The sequence below is a fragment of the Paenibacillus sp. V4I7 genome (assembly GCF_030817275.1).
Classification (GTDB): Bacteria; Bacillota; Bacilli; order Paenibacillales; family NBRC-103111; genus Paenibacillus_E.
The window spans coordinates 4,907,966-4,932,129 of record NZ_JAUSZD010000002.1 but is presented as its reverse complement, the minus strand read 5'-3'; the positions used below and the strand labels follow the sequence as shown (position 1 = coordinate 4,932,129).

The window sequence follows — 24,164 nt, the reverse complement described above, 5'->3', positions numbered from 1 at the left end:
ATTTTAGATAATCTTTTCTTTTTACTTGGGGGGATTGCCGAATTGGAAAATGTGTTGGTTGAATGTTCTGAAGATGGTAGAGAAGAAACCATTATATCCTACGATGTCAACTCCAAGGTACTCCGGTTTGATAGATCTCGTTCAGATTCGATTAGTGAAGGCGTACGTACGTGCACGCTCGAGACAACGGATCATGGATTGGTGGCGTTGCATATTTTTGTTGATACTTCATGCATTGAAATTTATGCAAATGAAGGGCGTACGGTAATGTCAAACAATATCTATCCTGACCCTGCGAGTACGGGGATTGATGTTTTTTGCCGTGGAGGAAAGGTTGAAATGCTTTCATTGAACATTTGGAAACTTGAATCGATTTGGCAGTGATCAATGTGAAAGAATTGAAAGAATTTATGGACTTAATAGATCATTAGAAACATCTTCCCTTTATCCGGTGAGCAGCAGCAGCATATTGCAATTGGCCGAGCGTGGCAGGAAATCCGTCGTGCGGCGGTTCAAAAAGTACATGGGCACTACTCCGAGTCAATATCGCTCCGCATACCGTAACTCGAATTCTAAACGGGAATAAGCGAGCCGGGGATCATCCTATCGGACATAGTTTCGAAGACAACAGGGCTGAAATGTGATAGTCATGGTTTATACGAACGGCAATCTTCGAATTATTTTAGCATAGATACTATAGTTAAGGTTACTTAATTAAAAAATAATGCGTACTTCCACATTTCGGAACAACGTTTTATAATAACCCTAACTTATAAGTAGAGGAGATTGGCAATGAAATACAGACGTGTAGGTGCAAGCGGTATCAAGGTTAGTGAAATCGGTCTTGGAAGTTGGTTAACTTATGGAACGGTTGCGGAACAAGAGGCTTCTGATGCATGCGTTCGTCAAGCATTCGAAAGCGGCATTAACTTTTTTGATACGTCTAATGCGTATAATAGAGGCGAAGGAGAGAAAGCGATTGGCGCTGCGCTGAAGCCGTATTCCAGATCGAGCTACGTGCTGTCTACGAAAGTGTTTTTCGCGATGGGGGAGGGACCGAACGATAGAGGCTTATCCCGAAAGCATATCATGGAGCAATGCGATGCCAGCTTGAAACGTTTAGGCACCGATTATATCGACGTTTATTTTTGCCATCGCTATGATAATCAAACGCCGTTGGAAGAAACACTACGTGCATTAAATGACCTTGTTAGCCAAGGTAAAATACTGTATGCGGCCGTAAGTGAATGGAGCGCAGCACAAATCGCGGATGCGGTTGGAATAACCAAGAGGTTGAACCTACACCCTTTTATTTCGAATCAACCGATCTATAACATGTTTGAACGTTATATTGAACGAGAGGTTATGCCGTTAAGCGAACGTGAGGGCATCGGTCAAATTGTGTTTTCACCGCTGGCGCAAGGTGTGTTGACAGGAAAGTACAAGCCGGGTCAACAGCCCCCTCAAGACAGCAGAGCGGCAAACAATGCCGTGAATGGCGTAATCAAAAGCTATTTCCGCGAGGAAGTGCTGCAATGCGTTCAAGAATTGGATAACATAGCTGGACAAGCGGGTATAACATTGTCGCAGCTTGCGCTCGCTTGGGTGCTTCGCCAGCCGGGCGTGAGTTCTGCATTGATCGGAGCAAGCCGGCCGTCACAAATTGAAGAGAACGTAAAGGCAGTGGAGGTAAAGCTGCTGCCAGATATGCTGGAAGCCATCGAAAACAGCTTACAGAAGGTAAAAGATTTTGCGCCTCTGCGATAACCGTATATGCAAGCTGACTGCCGGTCCAATGATATGGAGATTCCTATCATAGGACCGGCAGTTTCCATAATATCATCCAAAATTACCCACTCTTCAAGTTCAAAAGGAAGGTGGTTTTTTTTTGCATAAGTGGTCTCATAGGTGACAAATTGCCTATTGTGAAGTATTAGTATAAACGTAATTTAGTTATATAGTTAATAAAACTCTTCTATTTTTATTGTGGTATCAGTCATTTATAATATAGTTATAAAGTAATTTTGTATTAAATGAATTTTGCGATCAAATGTTTCTTGGAGAGAAGCAATCAGCTGTGAATTTTGAAAACGCTTATTATATAGGGGGGAGAACATCTTTGGAATCTATGGTAGTCAGTGATTCAAAAAAGCTGCAGAAGACAACATCGAGAAATACGATCTATAAGAAAATAATGAGGCATTGGCAATTTTATTTACTTATTTTGCTGCCCTTAAGTCTACTAATTACTTTTAAATATGTTCCGATGTATGGGGCGACATTGGCATTTAAGGATTTTAACGTTATAAAAGGAATTATTGGAAGCCCGTGGGTCGGATTGAAGCACTTTCAATATTTTTTTGAAGGCCCTTACTTCTGGCTTATCTTAAAGAATACTTTAGGTATAAGCATTTATGGTCTGCTTGTCGGGTTTCCGCTTCCAATTTTGTTTGCGCTTGCATTAAATGAGGTCGGCAGTGCATTTTTCAAAAGGTTCGTGCAGTTGGTAACGTACGCACCTCATTTCATTTCAACGGTTATCGTTGTTTCGATGATGTCGTTGCTGCTTAGCCCTCAAGTAGGTGTTATTAACAATATTTTGGAGTCCTTTGGTTTTGAAAAGATTAACTTCATGGGAGATCCCGCTTATTTTAAGTCCCTCTATGTCTGGTCGGATGTATGGCAGAATGTCGGTTATGGCACAATTATTTATCTTGCGGCACTCGCAGGAATCGACCCTACGCTTTATGAGGCGGCCAAAATGGACGGGGCATCGAGATGGAAGAAAATCATCCATATCGATCTTCCGGGGATATTTCCTACAGCCATTATTTTATTGATTCTTAGTCTCGGCAATATGATGTCAGTCGGTTTTGAAAAGATATATTTGATGCAAAATCCGATGAATGCGGATTCATCCGAAATCATCGCAACTTATGTATATAAAGTCGGTTTGCTTAATGCGAATATCAGTTATGCAACAGCCGTAGGTCTATTCAATTCCGTAGTCAATTTAATCCTTCTGATCAGTGTTAATGCATTGGCCAATAGGATTACTAATAACAGCTTGTGGTAAGGGAGGGAGGTTTATTCATGCTGACGAAGAGATCAATAAAAGAATCGCCCGGCGATAGGATGCTGCTTGCAGTCATCTATGCTTGTTTAACAATAGGTATGTTGGTTGTCCTTTACCCATTGATTTATATCCTTAGTGCATCATTTAGCAGCCCCTTTGCGGTGGTTTCCGGTAAGGTGTGGCTGTATCCGGTTGATTTTACGCTTATTGGCTATGAGACCGTATTTAAAAATGCGCAAGTCCTTGTAGGGTACGGAAATTCATTGTTATATGCAACAATCGGTACGCTGGTTTCTCTCACGGTGACCATTATGATGGCTTACCCGCTTTCGCGCAAGACCTTCTACGGACGCAATGTGTTGATGTTTATACTAACCTTCACCATGCTGTTCGGGGGTGGATTAATACCTTTATATTTAGTTGTGAAGAACTTGCATCTCATCGATTCCAGATGGTCTCTTATCCTCCCGCAAGCAATAGGCGTCTTTCAAATTATCATCGCAAGGACATTTTTCCAAAACACGATTCCCGATGAATTGGTTGACGCAGCCGAAATGGACGGATGCAGCGACGTGGGTTTCCTGATTCGTGTTGTTCTTCCTCTTTCCAAACCTATTATTGCCGTTATGGTACTGCTCTTTGCAGTAGGACAATGGAACGCTTACTTTGACGCATTGCTATATATAAAGAGTTCTGAATTATACCCGTTGCAGCTGGTTCTTCGAAATATATTGCTTCTCAATACTTCTGAGAATCCCACAGATATTTCGGAAACGCTCAGAAGGCAAGGACTCGCGGAGCTTATGAAATATTCCTTGATCGTCGTCTCCAGCCTGCCGGTTCTTATCCTGTATCCGTTCGTTCAGAAGCATTTTGTACAAGGGGTCATGATTGGCTCGCTGAAGGGATGATCCGTCAGGGAGAATTCGTAAGGAGGTGAGTGCATTTTTAATAACAGCTAATCGTGGAGCTAGCTAATAAATTGAGTTTAACTGTTTTTTAAATCAATAAGGAGGGCTACACGTGAAAAAAACAATGATTTGGGGACTTAGTATACTACTTCTTGCAGGTACGGTGTTGGCAGGCTGCTCAACAAATAACGCTGGCAGCAATAACAACGCTGGAAGCACGAATAATCCGTCAGCCTCCGCTAATGCGAATAAAAGTCCTGTAGCACTTAAGGCTTTTATGATCGGCGATCCAGAACTGGACATGAATACGAACAAATTCACGCAAGAGATGAATGAAAAGCTGAATGTAAAATTGAATATTCAGATTAACTCGAATGAAACGGCTAAAGAGAAGAGGCAGCTTGCTCTTACGAGCGGGGATTATCCAGACATTTTCCTTTTGAACTGGTCCGATGTCATTACCCCTTCGGAGCTGATGAAATTGGGATCACAAGGCGTACTTCTTCCATTAAACGAGCTCATTGACAAGTATGGACCCAATATTAAAAAACGAATGGAAGAAATCCCTAATTACAAAAGTATTACAGCACCAGACGGAAATATTTACGGGTTGCCGGCAATCAATGAATGCTACCATTGCAGTTTCGGCTCCAAGATGTGGGTGAATACGGAATGGTTGAAAAAAGTCGGAATGGAAATGCCGAAAACAACGGAAGATTTTAAGAAAATGCTCGTAGCTTTTAAAGAGACAGATTTGAACGGCAACGGGAAAAAGGATGAGATACCTCTAAGCGGAGCTGTCGGAAACCCTGTAGCCAGTGTTTTGATGAACGCTTTTATTAATGATGATTCTGGCACACATTGCAACAATGCTCCTTGTTATTTTATATCAAAAGACGGTAAAGCAGAATTTACTGCAAACAAGCCGGAGTTTAAAGCCGGCCTTGAATATATAGCTTCGCTTTACGCGGAAGGCTTGATCGATCCGGGTGCCTTCTCGCAAAACGGGCCTGCATATAAGCAGGTTGTCAACCGGGATGGAATCGCGACAACAGGCGTCGCTATAGGGCTTCATCCCTACGTTTTCTTTGATCCCAATAACCCGATTCACCTGCAATATGAGGCAATTCCTCCACTGAAAGGACCGTCCGGTGTTCAAACGACAGGGTATGGTGGGGGCAAAAACCTTGGGGGCGCCAACTTTGCAATATCGAATAAGGCAAACAAAGAACAACAAATAGCTGCCATTAAGCTTGCCGACTATTTGGTGACGGATGAGGGTACAATTCGGGCAACCCATGGGGAAAAAGGCGTTAACTGGACGGAAGGAACCGCTTCCGATCTCGATCTGAACGGAAAACCTGCAAAATACAAGCCAATTGTGCTTCCATTAGGTGAAACACGTAAGCATAACAATGCTTGGAGCGAGGTTGGTCCTTTTGTTAAGACGAAAGATTTCAGAGCGTCTTGGGCAGCAGATCAAGATATCAAAGCGAAAGCGGGATATGAACTGAGATTGTTCAAGGCGACCCAGCTTTATGACGGATTCCAGCCAAAAGAATCGTTCCCGGGCAACATGTTTATTGATCCGGCGGCTGTCGAGGAATACACCATGCTTCTCACAAATATCAATAAATATGTAGATGAAAATAAGGTTAAATTCATTACCGGAAACAAAAAGTTTGCATCTGATTGGGATGCCTATATAGAAGGCTTTAATAAATTGAAATTAGATCGTTATTTGGAAATTACTCAAAAAGCGATGGACAGTACAAAGAAGAAATAAATAATTGGTTAAGCTGCATCTAACCGCTTAGTCTCCATAACGGAAACTAAGCGGTTTTCTCATTTTTACTTGAAATGATTATTTCGGAAATCGCTCGGAGTAACACCTTCCATCTCCATAAAAATTTTGTTGAAATAACTTACGCTGGGATAACCGGAATCTATGGCGATTTCTTTGATTTGAATATGCGGGTCGCTGAGCAGCATTTTTTTGCTCTTTTGGATTCTACATTTTGTGATATAGGCGATCGGTGTCATTTTCGTTATTTTTTTGAATAGACTGCAGAAATAATTTGGCGTTAGTTTCACTTTGTCCGCCCACTCATCCAGGGTAAATGGGAGGTGTGCTTTTTCTTGCATAATCGGAAGGAGATGAATGATTCGATCCACGTTATGTGCCCCCCTCTTTTTGGAAAAAGGAATGGCATTACACATAAATTCAACCAGTACTGAATAGGTCAGTGCGGATATTTTGGATGGTCGCAAGAAGTCATTCTCTTCAATTTCTTCAAGCAAGTCGAGATAGGCTTGTTCCAACATTCCGATATCATTCATAAACCATACAGACGACTCGTGAAAGCCGCCTTCCAGCAAATAGTCAGGCAGTTTACTGCCGTTAAACTGCATCCAGTAAATTTCCCAACGGTCATCTTCGGATGGGTAGTAGCGCATTTTCTGAAAAGGAGTATGAAGGAAGACATCTCCTTGTTTTAATGTGTAAACAGTATCATCCAATTCCATATATCCCTTACCGCCTACTATAAAGTGCAAACTGAAATCTCTTACACCTTCTTCGCGATGGACATTATGTTCTTCAGGCTGTGTGTACTTCCCGACGGAATGCGGGAAGCAAAAAAAGTTAAACTCGGCGAAATTGGGCAAATAAAAGTGACGGTACATAGGCATAGAACCACTCCTATCGAATTTAGTTATATAAATTATGAAGGCTTTTTTTTAATTGTAATATCAGTGATTTCAAATAACAATAGAGAGTATATGGGTAGTAAATCGTAATATTGTTTCATACAGTATCAAATTATGTTATTTAATTCCATATCCGATGAACGTATAATGAATTATGGATGCAAATTCTATTTGGAAAGGGGCATCGAAAATTATTTCATTCCTTTTAAAATAAAGGATGAAAACGCTTTAATGGAAGTTGGTCATTTATTTAATAATAGGAGGAAAACAATGAGTAAAGGTTTATTCAAGCAACTCGGAAGTACCACCAATCATGTTAAGAAAGTTTTATCAGTCGGTCTAATAGTTACATTGTTTTTACAGATTACAGCTCCTATTCCAGCATTAGCGGAAGAATTGAATACGACGCATTCAGCAGCTAGTGAAGCTGCGGTTGCGAATGAGAATGGTTATTTGGATAAGCTTATATTCGGTGATGCTGCATCTGAAAGCGCACACCAGTTCAAAGGAGATTTTACAACCGCAATCACCGGACTTTTCGGCGAATCCGCCCGGGTATCGAATCCGCGTGTTCCGGCCGAAGGACAGGGTGGGGATTTAACGTTTACGATAAAGGTCGATCCTTACCTTCGAAACTATTTCACCATGAAGTTCTCGGGAGATGAAGGGTCGAATGGCAATAGTGTGGTCAATATTAACGGCGAGCAGGTCGGTTATGTCAGGCACGGCGATTATGAAGCAATTAATAAGGGCTGGATTTTGCCCAATCGCTTCTACTATAACACGATCATGCTTCCACTTGAATCTACAGTGGGCAAAGAGACGGTTGAAATCACGATTAAAACGTTGAATGTATGGGGCAAAGTGGAGACCGCTTCAAGAGGCTATTATAATGCTTACACGCATACGCAGGCCTACTTGAATGTAGATGGAGAAACGCAGGGCAGCAAATTGAAGCAGGATCAGACGCCGGATTCCATTCTTGCACCGGATAAGACGGATGCGGAGAAGCTCGCTTTGATTAACGCGTATACGCAAGGACAAATCGATAAGTTCAACAATTACTCAGCCAAAATCGATGCAGGGGCGGGTGGCAAATTATCGATCATCCGCTATCAGGACGAGCTCAAATATTATGCGACTGTACTGAAGCAGGAATGGTCGCCTGCCAATACGCCACAATTAAAAAAGGCGGCGATTGAGCGTATTTTCAAAACGATTGACAATCATGTAAAGGATTACTATGGCAATACGAGACTGGTGCTGCGAGGAGGACATCAGGGTGACTGGGGCGGCTATTACGGGGCGCTTGGCGAAGCTCTGTATATTGTCGAGAACCTCATTAAAGACGATTCTATCTATGGTGAAGCTGCGTTTAATGCTTTCCTGGATCAACAGCTTGTTACGGGAACCGTTGCAGGAGAGTTCTCGCTTGCAGGCGTGGACTGGAACGGCGGCGATTTAACGCGACGCGAAGCGTGGGAACGGGCGTTAAAAGCGAACTTCGACTTTGCTCGCGCAAGGCTATCCTACATTTACAATCAGGTCGTCTACACGTATGAAGGCGCGTGGGAGGCTCATGAAGGGCTTCGCCTGATCGGCTCGCGATTCTACGAAGGCAAAGAGCGCAGCCATGAGATTTTACTTGAAGCACTGGGAGCCAAACCGTTCCTGGGCGAAGAAGTGCTGGTCGGCCCGAATGATGAAGAACTGGATTTGTACCATTCCCTGTTCTATCACGATGGGCAAGCGGTATTTACGGATGATTTTGTCCAAATTGTGGGGAAAGGATTTGCCAAGAGCAAGCTGGATTCGGAAGGCAAGGTTGTCAGACGGCTGCCGTACGGCAAGCATTACACCGGCATATCTGAGGCAGGTCTTACAAGGGAAAATACCTATGTCGCCAATTACGGAGAGGCAAGCAACTACCTTAAGAGTTATTTTTATAAAACGTTAGACCACGCCGGCGACGAGGAAGTAAATGACGAAATCTTGAAATTGGCGTTGAAAACTTTGCACGCGCGCGGATATGTCCGTTATACGGATTTGGATAACAACGGAAAGAGAATTATGAGAGCGGAGCAAGTAACGGACGAACGAAATCAGGGTATGCCAGGATTTTATGCTTATGGTGTGAGAGTGGCATCTCAAATGGCGTTGCAGTATGCAGCCCTGGAAATGACGATGGCTAAAAACGAACAAAGATACAGCGGCCCGGAGTGGGATGAGTACTGGCTGTATGCGAAAGAAGCAGTCGGATATTTGCAGCAGCAGCTTGCGGATCACCAGTTTTTCAATAATGGCTTTGGGAACACGGGATCGATGAGCGCAGTCGATTATTTGCTGGAGGATGCCTACCAATACGTTACGGCAGATCGTGCCGAATACAGCCGGTTCGGCAGTGTTGCGGCTGGGGTTGTCCTTCCACAAACCGATTTCGATTATTATAAGCCGGAGGAAATTGCCGAGCTCGGAGTAAACCCGGATAACTATGAGCGTTTCGCATGGGTCGATATCGATAATATGTATATTTCACTCAGAGATGGCGACTTCCGTATGTTCGGTTCGTTGTATGAACGCAACCGGGGTGCGGTAAGCAACGGGCGCATTCGTGTTATGAACGACAACTATGACCATAACGTGCAAATCGCCACCAATAACATCTTCCAATATGAAGACTATAATATGCGGTCGGCTAATATCGACGTCGATTACATGTCCGATCAGGCAGGGAACGTGAGCGGCGCACCTCAAGCACTGGCTGGAGAAATTGCTCCGATGGCTTATCAGCCGGGTGTAGGCACAGTCAATCGCGATAATTACGAGGCGGATAACCCTTACTCAGGCTACACGGATTTGATGACGACAAGATATGGGAAATACTTCGTCCTGTTCAATACAACACGCGACGAGTATGGCAACAAAAAGTCGTTCGATGTTGAATTGCCAGCTGATTATACCGGAAGCGAGATACTCGACCTGGTGACAGGAACGAGTGTACCGATTGTGAACGGGAAAGTGACCATTGCCCCTAAATCCGCGATGGTGTTGAAATTGACATCGGATATTGAGGTTGCTCCGAAACCGTTCCACGTTGACTTCGCCAATGCGCTTGCAGGCAACGGTTATGTCGGCATCTCCTGGAAAACGACGTCTGGCGGTCAGTCCTATACCATTAAACGCTCAGAAACGGAGAACGGCAATTATGTGACAATTGCGACAGGAGTAACCGGCAATTATTTCAAAGATCTGACAGTTCAGAACGGGAAAGTGTACTACTATAAAGTGGCTGCGGTTAACAAAAACGGTGCAGGCTGGGATTCCTGGCGCGCCAAGGTTGATTTAACGGCACCGGTCTCCGGTAATGCCGATACAGCATGGCGGGATGACCGCTTAAGCACAACGGCTGGCTCTGCTGCGATCAATAGCGCTTCTATTGCGATCGATGGTGCAGGTGGTACCGGTTTGGGCATAGGTGACGACTATCATATTTACAAACGGTATATCAATGATTCTTTACATTTTGTCAGTCAAGTTGCAGCCGGCAGCAGTTCCATAAGTGCGAAAATCGATAGTCAATCTGGAGAAGCGAGTGGCATTATGATGCGTGATCAGCTCGCTGCCAATAGCCGTTACATTTATTTCGGCGCTGATCAGGACGGGAATCTCGTCTTGCAAAACCGTACTAGGATATCCTTCCATCAATCGTCCAACCAGGTGGCAAGCCCGTTAAATGCGAGGATTAATGGGTACATGGCGGCAGAGTATCCATACATTAAATTGGCGCGTGATCATGATTCGCAGACTGTTTATGCTTTTGTATCCAAGGATGGAGCAGAATGGAACTATATTGCGAAAATGTTCACCGTATTGCCGTATGCGTATTATACCGGCGTTGTGGCTTCCGACCAGGCGCAGTTCAATGAGGTAACCGTAACGGAAACATCTCAAGGTACCATTTCGCCTTTCATTGTAAAAGTGAAGGACCAAGTTACAGTTAACTGGAATAAACCGAAACAAGCTTCTTGGTTCAATCTGTACAGCACGAAAGATAAGGCAGCCAGCTTGACCGATCCGGTATTTAAACCAGGTACAATGGAATTGGCAGACGGTTCTCCTTGGACGGAGGTTCTCACGGGTACGAGAGAGACTTCATTCAAAGAAGCAAGCCTAAAATACGGTAGTGTCCATTATAAGGTTATAGCCGTTCATGGAGACGGTACAGCAGGGCCTTTCTCGGCAACTGCTTCAGCTTACGCGGATTCCATTGCATTCGTTTTAGCAGATGCTGAGAACCTTCCGGCAAAAGATTATACGAAGATGAGCTTCTACCTGTTCTACAAAGAATTGGATCGAATCAAAGCGGAGATGGCTAAACCCGGTTTTGATGAGGAACAGTTGATTAATGAAATTCACGATGCCCATCAACTGCTTGTTTCGTTCAGAACGCTCCTCACGAAAGTCGAGGTGCAGCCATCTATGGTCAGGGCATCTGAGAAAGGCTGGAATAACGACAATATCTCTGAAGCGCAAAATGGATGGTTTATTTTCGATGGAATCCTGACTAATATTACCCATACCAGATCAGCTGTAAGCTGGGTTGATATAGACTTTGGCGCAGGCAATGAAAAAGTGGTTGATACTTTCCGCTACCTACCAAGGGAAGGTAGTAACACCCTGCTCGATCGTGCCAATAGAACCGTATTTAAAGGCTCAAATGATAAAGTGAATTGGACAGATCTGCACAAGATTAGCGGCGTGACACAATTCAAATGGTATTCCGGCATCAATACGGAGTCGACGCCATACCGTTATATCCGTATCTATGATGATCATAACGGTTTCGTGAACTTTACAGAAGTAGAGTTCCTGGAGAGAGGCATTGACAAGACGCTGCTCGCCTACTTGCTGGATGAATCGACGGCAGCTATTGATACTAACGTATACACTGCAGCAAGCTTGCAGTCTCTCGAAGAGGCAGCGTCTGCAGCCAATTTAGCAGCTGATAATGCCAACGCAACGCAGGATGATATTGATACGGCGGCAGCCAATCTGTTGACGGCGCTGAAAGGATTGGTTTATATTCCGGGAATACCGGTGATTAGTGCCATTGGCAATAAAACCGTCATTGCGGGAAATAAACTTACGTTTAATGTTCATGCGACGAATGCAGTAACTGATGTTGTATACGGAGTTATCGGCTTGCCTGAGGGATCAACCTTCCATGCGGATACCCGAACCTTTGAATGGACGCCAAGTAAGGAACAGGGCGGCGAATATTCCGTAACCTTCACCGCAACAGCCGGTGAATTGACTTCCTCGCGGGATGTCAGGATTACCGTAAAAGGTCAGCCGATTATTTCCCTAGATGCAACTGTGGAACTGACAGCGAAACAACCGTTCACTTATCAGGTAGCTGCAACTGATCCTACGGGCGAGTCTCTGATTTACAGTGCCGTAAATTTGCCTGCGGGTGCGGTATTGGGTACGTCAAACGGCGTTCTCGCATGGACTCCGACCCAAGCGGATTATGGCAGTAACCCTGTAACCCTTACGGTCAACAACGGCAATTTTACGGTTAGCCAGATCGTGGACTTCAAAGTAAATCTGAATATCGTTTCGCCAGTAACTTACACCAAGGGCAGCTATTACCTCTACCTCAAAGAAGTAAAGAGGATTGAAGGGGCAATGAAAACAACGGGAGCTAATATGGAGCAGCTTGCAGCTGAGCTTGATCAGGCTGAACTGTTGCTGGTGTCCGCAAGTACCCTCCCTGCGGAAAAGATCACCTTGACATCTTCGATGGTTGTATCCTCCCACCGGTCATGGGACAAAAAATATGACGCTGCACAAAATGGATGGCGTGCCTTTGACGGCAATACGACTACATCTCCCGATACCGAGTTTAATCCTGGTTGGATTCTCGTTGACTTGGGTACAGGAAATGAAAAATTAATTGGAAGTGTCAAATTCATTCCGAGAACTAATTTTCAAGCTCGTATGAACGGAGCGCTCATTCAAGGCTCTAACGATGGAACAAACTTCGTAGATCTGTATACCATCAGCGGTATCACCCAGAATCAATGGTATACGATGGCGATTCCAAACACGACGAACTATCGTTATTATCGCTATTACTCTTCTAATGGAAACGCCAATGTAGCCGAACTCGAGTTCTATAAGAAGGTTATAGACAGAACCTTGTTGGATGTCTTGAAAGCCGAAGTTAATGTGATGGATGAGAATCAGTATTCAGAGGAGAAGTGGCAGGCTCTCAAAACCGCAATCGATAACGCCAACGCCTTGCCGAACACAGCGAATCAGGGGACCATTGATGCAGCAACTGCAGATATCATTAGCGCGCTCGAGGCGCTGAATTCGATTCCGGTCTTCACACCAATCCCAGCTATGACGACGGAATCAGGCACCAGTGTTACGTTTTCCGTCTATGCGGTAGACAAGGATGGGGACGCGTTAACCTACAGTTCGAATCATTTACCGCTTGGGGCGTCCTTCGTTTCTCAACAATTTGCCTGGACGCCGCAAGTACCTGGAAGCTATGGCGTGACGTTCGCCGTGTATGATACAAGAGGAGCAATGGCGAACATGACAGTCGATATTCAGGTGGTCGACACGATTGCTCCGACAACGACGGATGATGCTCCGCAAGGATGGGTCAACCATGACGTAACGGTCAATTTGGCAGCAAGTGATAGCGGATCCGGTATTGCAACAACTTATTACACGTTGAATGGCGGCATTCAGCAGATGGGAACGACGGTTAACGTTATAGAGGAAGGTACACATTCCCTTGTCTATTGGAGCGTTGACAACGCCGGTAATGTGGAAGAGGCGCATACAGTCACGATCCAGATCGATAAAACAGCGCCGGAATTGAATGTCGTGTTAGATAAGACCGAGCTTTGGCCTCCGAATCATAGTCTTGTAACGGTTACTGCACAGGTATATGGAAACGATAGCCTATCCGGGATCGATTCGATCGTTCTGACCTCGATAACCAGCAATGAACCAGATCAAGGTACGAGTGCCGAAGATCAACCGAACGATATTCAAAATGCCGAATATGGCACCTTGGATTCATCATACATCCTAAGAGCGGAACGATCGGAGCAAGGTACCGGACGTACTTATACCATTACGTACACGGCAACCGACAAGGTCGGCAACGTAACCGTCAAGATGATCACGGTAACCGTTCCACATGACCATCAGGCAAGAAGTAACATGTATCTGGAGAAGAAATGATCGAAGGCCCCCAATCATAGAACTGTAGCTTGGGGGCTTGTTTCTTTCAACGATCATATCAGTAATTGGGAAATGCGGTAACCGAAGGGTCCGACTTATTTAGGCAGCAACAATCAGCAGTGGAAGATTACAGACTTAGGTACCGGCAGCTATAAAATCGAAGCCCCTCATAGCACGAAAGCGCTGGAGGTAACCGGCGGTACGCTGGCCGAAGATGCCCAGGTTAAGCAATGGGGTTTTGTAGGCGGCGGCAATCAGCAGTGGCAATTAATTAAACAATAAGTCAGGAACCAATTTGGCATTTATGACAGCAAAATAAAGAGGCTATCCATTTTTCGTCTGGAACGGGGATAGCCTCTTTAGTCTTGTTATTTTACTCATATTGAACCGATTTCAACTGCTGGTGATGACCATCCACACATATAAGGATTTCTAAATATAAACGTAATTTAGTTATATAAATTGTAGGAAGGTGTTATTTTTAATGAGATATAAGTACTCTATAATATTGGTATAAAGTAATTTTGTTTTAAATACTACTAGAACTGGAGAGTGCATCATGAACGGATGAAATGGAATGGGTGAACGACGGCTTCAATACGATAAGAAGTAAGATGGGAAAATATATTCGATTCGTAGCGCTTTCCGGTTTTAACGGTGACCAATGCGCTTCTACCGTTGAAATCGATATTCAAACCGAATAGATCTCCAAATATACGAATGCATAGAAGTTTTCACATACTTGAAGGGAGTTTTGAACAATGTCCATAAAAAAATTGAATGATGCAGAGCTTGCATCCATGTTGAAAAGCAGTATTCGGCTTAAAAGCCAGGACGGTATTGAAGCGCCTGGGCTTAACCTGAGCGATGAAGATATGAAATGGTGGCGGGATGCGAAACTCGGTTTTTTCTGCCATTGGGGACTTTACTCCATACTTGGGCGTGGTGAATGGGCCATGTTCAACGAAAAAATTCCCGTAGAAGAATACGCGAAGCTGGCCGATCAGTTTCAACCGCAAAAATTTAATGCGGAAGAATGGGCGAGCCTGGCGCAAGAAGCAGGTATGCGATATTCGGTCATGGTAACACGCCATCATGACGGCTTTGCGCTATGGGACAGTCCGGGAAGCTACGGACAATTCAATAGCATGAATACCGCTGCAAAACACGACTTTGTAAAAGAATATACGGACGCCTTTCGTAAGGCCGGACTCCGTACCGGATTGTATTATTCGCCCATGGACTGGAGATTTCCGGGCTATTTCAAACCGAAGGAGCTGGCAGAAAATGCAGCCCTGATGAAAAGACAAACCTATGAGCAGATAGAAGAGCTTACCACGCGATACGGAACAATCGATATTCTCTGGTATGATGGAGGCTGGTTGGCACATTCCGGATCGGATGCAGATGCGGCATGGTTCTGGGAACCGATCCAATTAAATGAAATGGTAAGGAGCAATCAGCCGAAATGCGTTATTAATCCGCGGTCCGGCTGGATTGGCAATTTTCAATGCGACGAAGGCCCTCACGACATTAATGGAGACATCGTTCCAATCGATTGGGAAAAAAATTTCACAATCGCTTATCATTGGTCATATGAGCCTCAAGAACGGGTATTGCCGATCGAGAAAATCATAAAAATAATGATCGATTGTTTTGTCCGCGGCGGAAATGTGCTGCTCAATGTTGCCCCTAATCCGGATGGGGAAATACCTGCAAGCCAAAAAGAGCGATTAAAGCAAATCGGTGCGTTCATGCGGAAAAACGGCGAAGCGATTTATGGAACTCGGCCAGGACCACTTCAGCCTGTTGATCATATTTATGGCATGACCAGCAAGGGAAACAACCTTTATTTACATGTACAGGATATGCTTGCTTTTGATAACCTGTTATTACCGGCGCTTCAGCAAAAAATCGAGCGGTGCCAATTGCTTGACGGAAGCACGGTTCCTTTCGTACAGCATGAGCAAGGGATTTCAATTCAAGTACCTAAAGAAAAATGGGAACCGATTGACACCGTCATTCAATTGGTTATAGAGACATCAGACTGATTGGCATCAATCTTTTACGGATACAGGTATAGCCGGTGAGGAAATCTACTTGCCTTAAGTAAGGGGAATGATCCGTTGCATTGGCTGGAATTAAATGGCGGCCATCCGGTACTTACTTCTAGCAACGAATCTTAAGACACACGGAAATGGCGATTGGCATCGTGCAGTTGCGAAAGGCAGCGGATCATGGGGCGTATGTACTGGATGGGAAGGCAATTAATCAGCTGAAGGATGCACAGTTGGCTGAAATAAGGAATCGGAAGATCGGATTTGTTTTTCAAAGCTTCAATTTGCTGCCACGGTTAAATGCGTATGAAAATGTGGAGCTGCCGCTCATTTATCGCGGAATGAGCAAAAAAGAGCGGTATCCGCTTGTCATGCATGAGATTTTAAAGCGATTGAATGAGCAGGGCAGGACGATTGTTTGATAACGCATGATCTGGCGATTGCTCAGCAAGCGATGCGGGTTGTGCATTTTCGGGATGGGCGATTGTGTGAGGTTGGATAGGTGGGAAAGGAACCGGGACTCCGATGGAGTGCCGGTTTGTTATTTTTATACTTAGGGCATTATATTCCCGTGGTAGTTGCCACAAATGTGCCCCCTTTTACCGTTAATTGGTATTGAACTAACGAACGAGGAACGATAGTTTGTTTGCTAAATGAACTGGCCATATACGTTAAATATGCCATAATCGTAGTATGGTATAATATAGGCATGTAGTTTCACAAAAATTGGTTTGAAAGCGCAATCATTATGTTGGATATCATAGAGGGGGGAATTGCGTGAACTTGTTATTGGTCGACGATGAATGGTTTACGAGAGAAGGCATCCTGGATAATCTTCCTTGGCGGCAGCTTGGAATTGAGCGAGTTGTACAGGCGGATGATGGCGTACATGCGCTGGAGGCGGCAGAACGCCTTCGCCCGGACATTCTGCTCACAGATGTCCGTATGCCCCGCATGAACGGGACCGATTTGGCTTATCGGATCCGCGAGCTTTATCCGGATTGCCATATCATTTTTATGAGCGGGTATACGGATAAAGAATATTTCAAAGCAGCCATTCGTGTATCCGCCTCCGGGTATGTGGAGAAACCGATCAACATTGACGAATTGCGGTCGGAGGTCGAGAAAGCTGCGTTGAGGTGCGGCAAGAACAGACGTCAGGCGATTAAAGTACTTCCGGATGATGTGAATGTTCAGAACAGGGCCGTTACGGATATATTGGCGTTTATTCACGATCGCTACAAGGACGTCGAATTAAGTCTGGATCAAATATCGAGGCATATGTTTCTTTCGCCTTCGCATATTTGCGTCATTTTTAAAGAAGAAACGGGAATGACAGTGGGCGGTTACATTGTTCGTTACCGGATTGCGAAAGCGATGGAGATGTTGAAGGACAGCCGCATGAAGATCAAGGATGTGGCTCTAAAGTCAGGTTACCATGACAGTAATTACTTCACTAAAATTTTCAAAAAAATAACCGGTTCCACGCCGCAAGAATTTCAGGAGAAGATCAGGGGATGAAAACCGTCAACCGTATGATCTACCGGTTCCTGTACGACATCTCGCTGCGGAAGAAGCTGCTGCTGTCCTATTTGCTTCTCCTGCTGCTGCCGCTTACCGCTCTTACTTACTACTCCTATGAAAAAATCACGAGGATCATCTACGATCGGACCATTTTTTCGGCTGAGCAAAGCTTCAACCAGACACATGAATACTTGTCCTACAAGATGTACCGTGTGCTCAAGACATCCGATCAAATAGCAATGGATTCCACCATCAAGCGTATTATGGGGCGAAATTTGTCCGATTACCGTATCATCGATCAGATTCAAGATATGTACGACCTTACTCGGTATGCCGACTCGTATCGCGATCCGGAGGATATTCTGAAAGTGCGGTTTTACGTACAGAACGGGACGATTTATTCGCAGGAGAATGTGAACATGTTCAGCCTCGAAGACGCCCGAAATACGGATTGGTATCAAAAGCTGATGACCAGCAGCGAGAAGGTAGTCGGCTTTCCGTCTTCCTATACCAACGATTCGGAAAAAAACACGACAGATATTTTATCACTTGGGCGCAAAATGATCAGTGAAAGCAATTACAAAATCATACTGGGCGTATTTCGAATCGATATAAGCAAGGGCATGGTCGACACCATACTGGCGAGGGCGAATACGGTTCGGGATAGCTATACCTATTTAAGCAACCAGGATGGCCTCCTGGTGGCGAGCTCGAATGGAATGACGGCGGGAGAACGCGATTATGCCGTATCTGCAGTGCCAGATAGCGGCAAAAACGGAGTTTCGACGGTCAAGCTTGATACCGGTACCGTTTATTATTTAACCCGAATGATTCCCGGTACGGATTGGCAGATGATTACGATCATCCCGGAAAGCTCCATCATCAGGGAAGTCGGAGGCCTTCGTACGGAGATCATCATGGTACTTCTCGTCCTGAGTACAGTCGCGTATGCATTTGCCACGTATTTATCCGTTTCGGTGACCCGGCGTCTATCCCGTCTGGTGCTGCGGATGAAACAAATACAGGACGGACGGTTGGATCCTGTTAACCTGAGACGGGGCAAGGATGAGGTCGGAGAGCTGACTGAGAACTATAACTTTATGCTAAAACGGATTACAACGCTGCTTGAAGAACAATACACGCTCGGACAGGAGCTCAAAAGCGCGGAACTGAAGGCCCTTCAATCGCAAATCAATCCTCATTTTTTATACAATACGTTGGACCTGATCAACTGGCTTAGCTTGAAAAATCGGATCGCGGAAGTGTCCTCCGTCACTTCCGCGCTGGCAAACTTCTACAAATCGAGTCTGAACAAAGGCAGCGATATTTCAACGATTGAGAACGAACTGAGGCATATCTCCTACTATGTGCAGATCCAGAACTTTCGATTCCTGAACAGCATCCGTCTTGAGGTTCAGGTAGACGAGTGTGTGCTACCTTACATGATTCCCAAAATTACGCTGCAACCGCTCGTGGAGAACGCGATTATACACGGTATTCTGGAAAAGCCGGATAAGACTGGGACGATTGCGATCGAAGGAAGTCTGGAGCACGGCTATATAGTCCTAGTCATTCGCGACAATGGACTTGGCATGCCGTCCCATCGGTTGGAACAAATCGCCATGAAACATGACGGGGACAAGGGCAGCCAGTACGCAATCCGCAACATCAATGAGAGACTTAGATTGCTATACGGGGAAGCGCATCGGCTGTCTTACGAGAGCGAGAGGGGCGAGGGAACTTGCGTTACCCTGAAAATACCCGCCCGCAAGCACAATGATGCCGAGGCAGGATGAAGTCACGCAAAAGCGCTTGATCGATTTTTGATCAAGCGCTTTCATTTTCAATAATATTGTTCTGCAAAACGAAAAACATTACGATATCCAGCATAACAGACAGTTGGTATATTGCTTATAGCGGATCTTTTGAACGGAGGGAGAACAATGAAACAAACCGCCGCTGTGAAAAAAAACGGGTTCATGAAAGATCTAATCAAAACGAGGACGATGTGGTTCATGCTACTTCCGACCTTACTGCACGTCATTGTCTTTGCCTATATTCCGATGGTCGGGGTCGTAATGGCGTTCAAGCAGTACCGGTACACCGACGGAATTCTAGGAAGTCCATGGGTCGGGCTCGACAATTTCAAGTTTCTGTTCTTGTCGGGACAAGCGTTCCTGATTACGAAGAACACGCTGATTTATAATTTGCTATTTCTGGTCGTCGGCACATTCATGCAAATTACGTTAGCCATCTTCCTTAGTGAAATTGCCGGCAAATATTTCAAGAAAGTAACGCAGTCGTTGATGTTTCTTCCATACTTTATTTCCTGGGTCATCGTCGGTTCCATTGCGTATAACCTGTTCACCTACGAATACGGCGCTCTCAATGCGATGCTCGGGTGGTTTGGGATGAAGCCTCTGGACGTCTACAATAATCCGTCGTACTGGCCGTTTATTCTCGTCTTCTTTAATGCTTGGAAAACGGTCGGTTACGGGATGGTCATTTATTTGGCCTCCATCATTTCAATCGACGGCGAAATCAATCAGGCGGCCGAAATCGACGGCGCCAACATCTTTCAGCGAATTCGTTACGTGACCCTGCCGAGTATTCTGCCTACGATCATCATTCTGGTTCTGCTGGCTGTGGGCGGCATATTTCGTGGAGATTTCGGATTGTTCTACCAGCTCATTGGCGATAACGGGCTGCTGCGCGATTCGACCGACATTATCGATACGTTCGTCTTCCGATCCCTGACGCAAACGTCCGAAATCGGAATGGCCGCAGCGGCAGGCTTCTACCAGTCGATCATGTGCTTCATCATGATCATCTTCATGAACGATATCGTCAAGCGGGTGGAGAAAGACTATGCGTTATTCTAATCAGCAGTCGTGCGGGAGAAGGGAGTACCGATCATGAGAAAGACATGGGATAAAAGAATTTTCGATGCGATAGGATACGTTTCGGTTACCGGATTCGCCCTGGTTTGTCTGATTCCGTTTTTGCTAGTACTCGGTTCGTCATTTACGAGCGAGGAATACATTCTTCGGAACGGATATACGTTCTTTCCGGTTGAATTTTCGTGGGAGGGTTACGCGCTGGCGCTCAAAGAACCGACAGCGATTATTAACGCATACATGGTAACGATCTTCGTAACTGTCGTAGGTACGGTCATCTCCGTCTTTCTATGCGCCATGACGGGTTATGTTATTCAACGCAGAGATTTCCGTTGGCGGGGCGGCGTCTCATTCTTTCTGTTTTTCACGACGCTGTTCAGCGGCGGGCTTGTTCCTTGGTACATCCTTTGCGTACAGTATCTGGGGTTCAAAAACTCGATTATGGCGCTGATCATACCGGGATTGATTTCGGTTTGGCATATTTTGATAGTCAAAGGGTTTATGGCCGGAATTCCGTACGAAATAACGGAATCGGCGAAAATCGATGGGGCCGGCGATTTTCGCATCTTTGTCTCTTGCGTTCTACCCGTCGCGAAGCCGGTCGTCGCCACCATCGGGCTATTTACCGCGCTGGGCTATTGGAACGATTGGTTTACGACGATGCTGTTTATCAGTAACGAGAAATTGTTCACACTTCAATACTTCTTGTACCGTCTCTTATCCAGCGTGCAGGCGCTTCGCTCCGTGATGGAAAAATCCGGAATCGTCATCGATACGATGCCGGTCGAGTCGATGAAGATGGCGTTGACTGTCATCGTGACGGGACCGATCATCTTCCTGTATCCGTTCGTGCAGAAATACTTTGTCAAAGGGTTGACGATAGGAGCAGTCAAAGGGTAATCCCAGGAAACTGGTTGCCATAAACTTTAGTCTTGCGGAATCCAAGGGAGGTTGCAACATTCATGAAGAAATTATTGTTTAGCAAGGTCGGCCGCATGATGCTGGCGTCGGTTTTTGCGCTGTCGCTTCTGGCGGGCTGCAGCAGCGACGGCGGGACGAAGCCGGTCGAATCGCCTAAGGCGTCTACGGATGTGAAGCAAGAACCGGCCAAACTGGAACCGGCGAATCTAAAGATGGTTCTGCTTGGCGACAAGCCGAAAGGAACCGGGCTCGATACCGTGCTTCAAGAGCTCAACAAGAAGATCAAGACGGACTTGAACGCGACATTAACGATCGAATATTTGCCTTGGAGCGATTGGACGCAAAAATATTCGCTTCTGCTCTCCTCCGGTGAACCGATCGATCTAATGTATACGTCACTATGGGCGTACTACGTGCAAGAGGCCACCAAGGGCGCTTTCGTTGAAGTAACAGAAGATATCCTCAAGAAATATATGCCGCTAACGTGGGCAACGCAGGATAAGGTTTCGTTCGAGCAGACGAAGCTGAACGGCAAAATGTATTTCGTGACGAAAAACACCGCTGCCTATACCGGAGAGCAGGCGGTTGTCATCCGTGGTGACCTGCGGGAGAAGCACGGCATTCCACCGCTTCAATCCATCGCAGACCTCGAGAAATATTTTGACGCTGTGGTCAAGAATGAGAAGGGCATTTTCCCTTATGCGGCTGCAACCGACAACGATGGATTTCGCGGTCTGATTCAGGATCAAGCGAATAAGATCATTCCGGCGACATCGGCCGGAGACTTCAGCTATACCTATACAAAGACGCCAAAAATGGAAGACATGATCTATACGTGGGATTCACCGGCTTATGTTGCTTTTGCAAAGAAGATGAAGGATTGGGCGAATAAAGGATACTGGTCGCGGAACGCGCTCTCCAATAAGACGCTGCCGGGCACCGCGTTCGAGAATGGTACCTCGGCTTCGCACATCCATAATATCGGAACGGTGAACAATTCCGCCGCCAAAGTGGCAAAGGAACATCCCGAATGGAAGCCTGAAATTTACGACCTGACACCGGACAGCATCAAACGTTTAGGCTTGTATACGAATGACGGCATGGCGGTTCCGGCATCGTCCAAGAACAAGGAGCGCGCGTTTATGCTGCTCGACAAGATGAAAAACGATAGATCTTACTTCGATCTTTTCCAGTACGGGATTCAAGGCAAGCACTGGGAGCCGGTTGGCGACAAAGGGTGGAAGAGCGGACCGGAAGGCGATCAATATATCGCTGGCGGCGCTTGGGGCTTCGGCAACAAAGAACTGAAAAGGACGAAAGAAGGGGCTTACCCGGTCGAAGCCGAGTTCGAGAAGAAATGGAACCCGGTATTGGTCCATCCGGCTACAGAAACGTTCGTGTTCGATGAGTCGAATATCAAGAACGAGATGGCCGCGCTGACGACCGTTCGTACGAAGTATAAGGCGATGCTCAGTCTCGGCATGGCGGAAGACGTTGACAAGACGATCTCCGAGTTCAAGGATCAAGCCAAGAAGGCGGGGTTAGACAAGATTGAGGCGGAATTCCGCAAACAAATGCAAGCGTTCCTGGAAAAGAACAACAAATAAAGCAGGGTAAAGGTCTTCCCCTCAAGGGGAGGACCTTTACCCTGAATAAGTGCAAGAGGGAACGGATCATTCCGAGGATGGAAGGGGTAGCATCATGTTTATTAAGGGCGCTGACGTTTCGAACTTGCCGTTTATCGAAAAGCACGGAGGCTGTTTCCGCGACGGAGGAGTGCCGAAGGACGGCCTGCAGCTGATGAAAGAGTACGGCATCAATTATATCCGTTTGCGGATTTGGAACGATCCGCCGAACGGGTATTGCGGCAAAGCACAGACGTTGGCGTTTGCCAAGCGGGTTAAGGAGGCTAGCTTCAAACTGCTGCTCGATTTCCATTATTCCGATGTTTGGGCCGACCCTGACCATCAGTTCAAGCCGGCGGCGTGGAAGGAGCTGGCGTTCGAGGAGCTAGTCGATGCGCTGTACGCGTACACGCTGGACATCGTCGCTTCGCTTCATGCGCAGGGGACGCCGCCTGACATGGTGCAGATCGGCAACGAGATTGCACCGGGCATGCTGTGGGATGACGGCAAAGTGACCGGTGAATTTGATACGGAGGAGCAGTGGGCTAAGCTAGCGGAATGTGTTAAGGCAGGCGTCCGCGGAGTCCGGGATGGATCAAAATCGGACGGTTGCGCCACGACGACGATGGTTCATATCGATTTCGGCGGCAACAATACGGGCTGCGTTAATTTTTACGACAATCTGCTTCGCCACAGCGTCGAGTTCGATCTGATTGGTCTTTCGTTCTATCCGTGGTCCCACGGGACGCTTGACGATTTGCGTTTGAATATGCACGATTTGGCAGAACGTTACGCTAAGGGCATTGTCGTTGTGGAAATTGCGCATCCGTTTACGCTGGAGAATAGCGACGGCGTAGCCAACATGGTGAAGGATGTCGGCCAGCTGCATCCCGGCTATCAAGCGACTCCTGCCGAGCAGCACCGTTATTTGACGGACTTGATGTCGGTCGTTGTGGATGTGCCGGGGGGCAAAGGGCTGGGCGTCTTTTACTGGGAACCGGACTGGTTCTCACTTCGGACTTTCGTGAGGAAGCCGAAAGGCGGAAACAATTGGGAGAATCAGGCACTGTTCGATTTTGACGGCAATGCACTGGAAGGTTGGAAGGCATTTAGGGAGTTTTCGCGTAAAGGGTTATGAATCCGAAGCAAGGGAATAGCCTACTTCCTTAGATTAGTAG

The 24,164-nt window shown here is 46.0% G+C and carries 15 protein-coding genes and 1 pseudogene; 15 read left to right on the top strand and 1 reads right to left on the bottom strand.

Annotated features, from left to right (window positions below; genetic code table 11):
• Positions 1 to 51 precede the first annotated feature (51 nt).
• The 5 genes from QFZ80_RS23345 (at position 52) to QFZ80_RS23325 (ending at position 5,773) form a co-directional block, all read left to right on the top strand.
• Positions 52 to 384: a GH32 C-terminal domain-containing protein gene (locus QFZ80_RS23345; protein WP_307556008.1), complete on the top strand. Its 333-nt coding sequence runs from the start codon at positions 52 to 54 to the stop codon at positions 382 to 384.
• Positions 385 to 792: 408 nt separating this feature from the next.
• A complete protein-coding gene (locus tag QFZ80_RS23340) occupies positions 793 to 1,767 on the top strand; it encodes an aldo/keto reductase family protein (RefSeq protein ID WP_307553692.1) in 975 nt (324 codons plus the stop codon).
• 361 nt (positions 1,768 to 2,128) lie between these two features.
• A complete protein-coding gene (locus tag QFZ80_RS23335) occupies positions 2,129 to 3,076 on the top strand; it encodes an ABC transporter permease (RefSeq protein WP_307564207.1) in 948 nt (315 codons plus the stop codon).
• Between the two features lie 17 nt (positions 3,077 to 3,093).
• Positions 3,094 to 3,987 (top strand): carbohydrate ABC transporter permease, encoded by an 894-nt coding sequence (locus QFZ80_RS23330; protein WP_307553694.1) that lies wholly within the window; start codon positions 3,094 to 3,096, stop codon positions 3,985 to 3,987.
• 112 nt (positions 3,988 to 4,099) lie between these two features.
• Positions 4,100 to 5,773: a type 2 periplasmic-binding domain-containing protein gene (locus QFZ80_RS23325; protein ID WP_307561288.1), complete on the top strand. Its 1,674-nt coding sequence runs from the start codon at positions 4,100 to 4,102 to the stop codon at positions 5,771 to 5,773.
• A 65-nt stretch (positions 5,774 to 5,838) separates the two neighbouring features.
• On the opposite strand, the gene QFZ80_RS23320 is transcribed toward QFZ80_RS23325, so the two are convergent.
• A complete protein-coding gene (locus tag QFZ80_RS23320; RefSeq protein WP_307553698.1) occupies positions 5,839 to 6,678 on the bottom strand; it encodes an AraC family transcriptional regulator in 840 nt (279 codons plus the stop codon).
• 288 nt (positions 6,679 to 6,966) lie between these two features.
• Here QFZ80_RS23320 and QFZ80_RS23315 point away from each other — a divergent pair, with 288 nt between their 5' ends.
• The 10 genes and pseudogenes from QFZ80_RS23315 to QFZ80_RS23275 all read left to right on the top strand — a co-directional run bounded on the left by QFZ80_RS23315 (position 6,967) and on the right by QFZ80_RS23275 (position 24,124).
• On the top strand, positions 6,967 to 13,962 hold the full coding sequence (locus tag QFZ80_RS23315) for a putative Ig domain-containing protein (RefSeq protein WP_307561286.1): 6,996 nt from the start codon (positions 6,967 to 6,969) through the stop codon (positions 13,960 to 13,962).
• Between the two features lie 120 nt (positions 13,963 to 14,082).
• A pseudogene (locus QFZ80_RS39145) lies at positions 14,083 to 14,244 on the top strand (RICIN domain-containing protein); the annotation flags it as partial.
• A 479-nt stretch (positions 14,245 to 14,723) separates the two neighbouring features.
• Positions 14,724 to 16,013, top strand: coding sequence for an alpha-L-fucosidase (locus QFZ80_RS23310; RefSeq protein WP_307553704.1), 1,290 nt, complete (start codon positions 14,724 to 14,726; stop codon positions 16,011 to 16,013).
• A gap of 161 nt (positions 16,014 to 16,174) precedes the next feature.
• On the top strand, positions 16,175 to 16,441 hold the full coding sequence (locus QFZ80_RS23305; RefSeq protein ID WP_483874730.1) for a hypothetical protein: 267 nt from the start codon (positions 16,175 to 16,177) through the stop codon (positions 16,439 to 16,441).
• A gap of 355 nt (positions 16,442 to 16,796) precedes the next feature.
• Positions 16,797 to 17,540 carry a response regulator transcription factor gene (locus QFZ80_RS23300; RefSeq protein WP_307561284.1) on the top strand — a complete coding sequence of 248 codons (744 nt, stop codon included), beginning with the start codon at positions 16,797 to 16,799 and terminating at the stop codon, positions 17,538 to 17,540.
• Complete coding sequence (locus QFZ80_RS23295) at positions 17,537 to 19,339, top strand: sensor histidine kinase (protein ID WP_307561282.1); 1,803 nt, start codon at positions 17,537 to 17,539, stop codon at positions 19,337 to 19,339. Before QFZ80_RS23300 ends, QFZ80_RS23295 begins: the two co-directional genes overlap by 4 nt.
• Before the next feature lie 147 nt (positions 19,340 to 19,486).
• Positions 19,487 to 20,425 (top strand): ABC transporter permease, encoded by a 939-nt coding sequence (locus tag QFZ80_RS23290; RefSeq protein ID WP_307561279.1) that lies wholly within the window; start codon positions 19,487 to 19,489, stop codon positions 20,423 to 20,425.
• Between the two features lie 33 nt (positions 20,426 to 20,458).
• Entirely contained in the window at positions 20,459 to 21,340 is an 882-nt protein-coding gene (locus tag QFZ80_RS23285) for a carbohydrate ABC transporter permease (RefSeq protein WP_307553713.1), read from the top strand.
• Positions 21,341 to 21,402: 62 nt separating this feature from the next.
• Positions 21,403 to 22,968 (top strand): ABC transporter substrate-binding protein, encoded by a 1,566-nt coding sequence (locus QFZ80_RS23280; protein ID WP_307561277.1) that lies wholly within the window; start codon positions 21,403 to 21,405, stop codon positions 22,966 to 22,968.
• A 94-nt stretch (positions 22,969 to 23,062) separates the two neighbouring features.
• The gene (locus QFZ80_RS23275; protein ID WP_307561275.1) at positions 23,063 to 24,124 is read left to right on the top strand and encodes a glycoside hydrolase family 53 protein; all 1,062 of its coding nucleotides are present in this window, start codon (positions 23,063 to 23,065) and stop codon (positions 24,122 to 24,124) included.
• Positions 24,125 to 24,164: the final 40 nt, after the last annotated feature.

Bases quoted from the DNA above. Each gene is read 5' to 3' on its own strand.
- QFZ80_RS23275 (WP_307561275.1), top strand. From the start codon at position 23,063: ATGTTTATTAAGGGCGCTGACGTTTCGAACTTGCCGTTTATCGAAAAG.
- QFZ80_RS23320 (WP_307553698.1), bottom strand. From the start codon at position 6,678: ATGCCTATGTACCGTCACTTTTATTTGCCCAATTTCGCCGAGTTTAAC.
- QFZ80_RS23315 (WP_307561286.1), top strand. From the start codon at position 6,967: ATGAGTAAAGGTTTATTCAAGCAACTCGGAAGTACCACCAATCATGTT.
- QFZ80_RS23280 (WP_307561277.1), top strand. From the start codon at position 21,403: ATGAAGAAATTATTGTTTAGCAAGGTCGGCCGCATGATGCTGGCGTCG.
- QFZ80_RS23335 (WP_307564207.1), top strand. From the start codon at position 2,129: ATGGTAGTCAGTGATTCAAAAAAGCTGCAGAAGACAACATCGAGAAAT.
- QFZ80_RS23310 (WP_307553704.1), top strand. From the start codon at position 14,724: ATGTCCATAAAAAAATTGAATGATGCAGAGCTTGCATCCATGTTGAAA.
- QFZ80_RS23340 (WP_307553692.1), top strand. From the start codon at position 793: ATGAAATACAGACGTGTAGGTGCAAGCGGTATCAAGGTTAGTGAAATC.
- QFZ80_RS23285 (WP_307553713.1), top strand. From the start codon at position 20,459: ATGAGAAAGACATGGGATAAAAGAATTTTCGATGCGATAGGATACGTT.
- QFZ80_RS23295 (WP_307561282.1), top strand. From the start codon at position 17,537: ATGAAAACCGTCAACCGTATGATCTACCGGTTCCTGTACGACATCTCG.
- QFZ80_RS23290 (WP_307561279.1), top strand. From the start codon at position 19,487: ATGAAACAAACCGCCGCTGTGAAAAAAAACGGGTTCATGAAAGATCTA.
- QFZ80_RS23330 (WP_307553694.1), top strand. From the start codon at position 3,094: ATGCTGACGAAGAGATCAATAAAAGAATCGCCCGGCGATAGGATGCTG.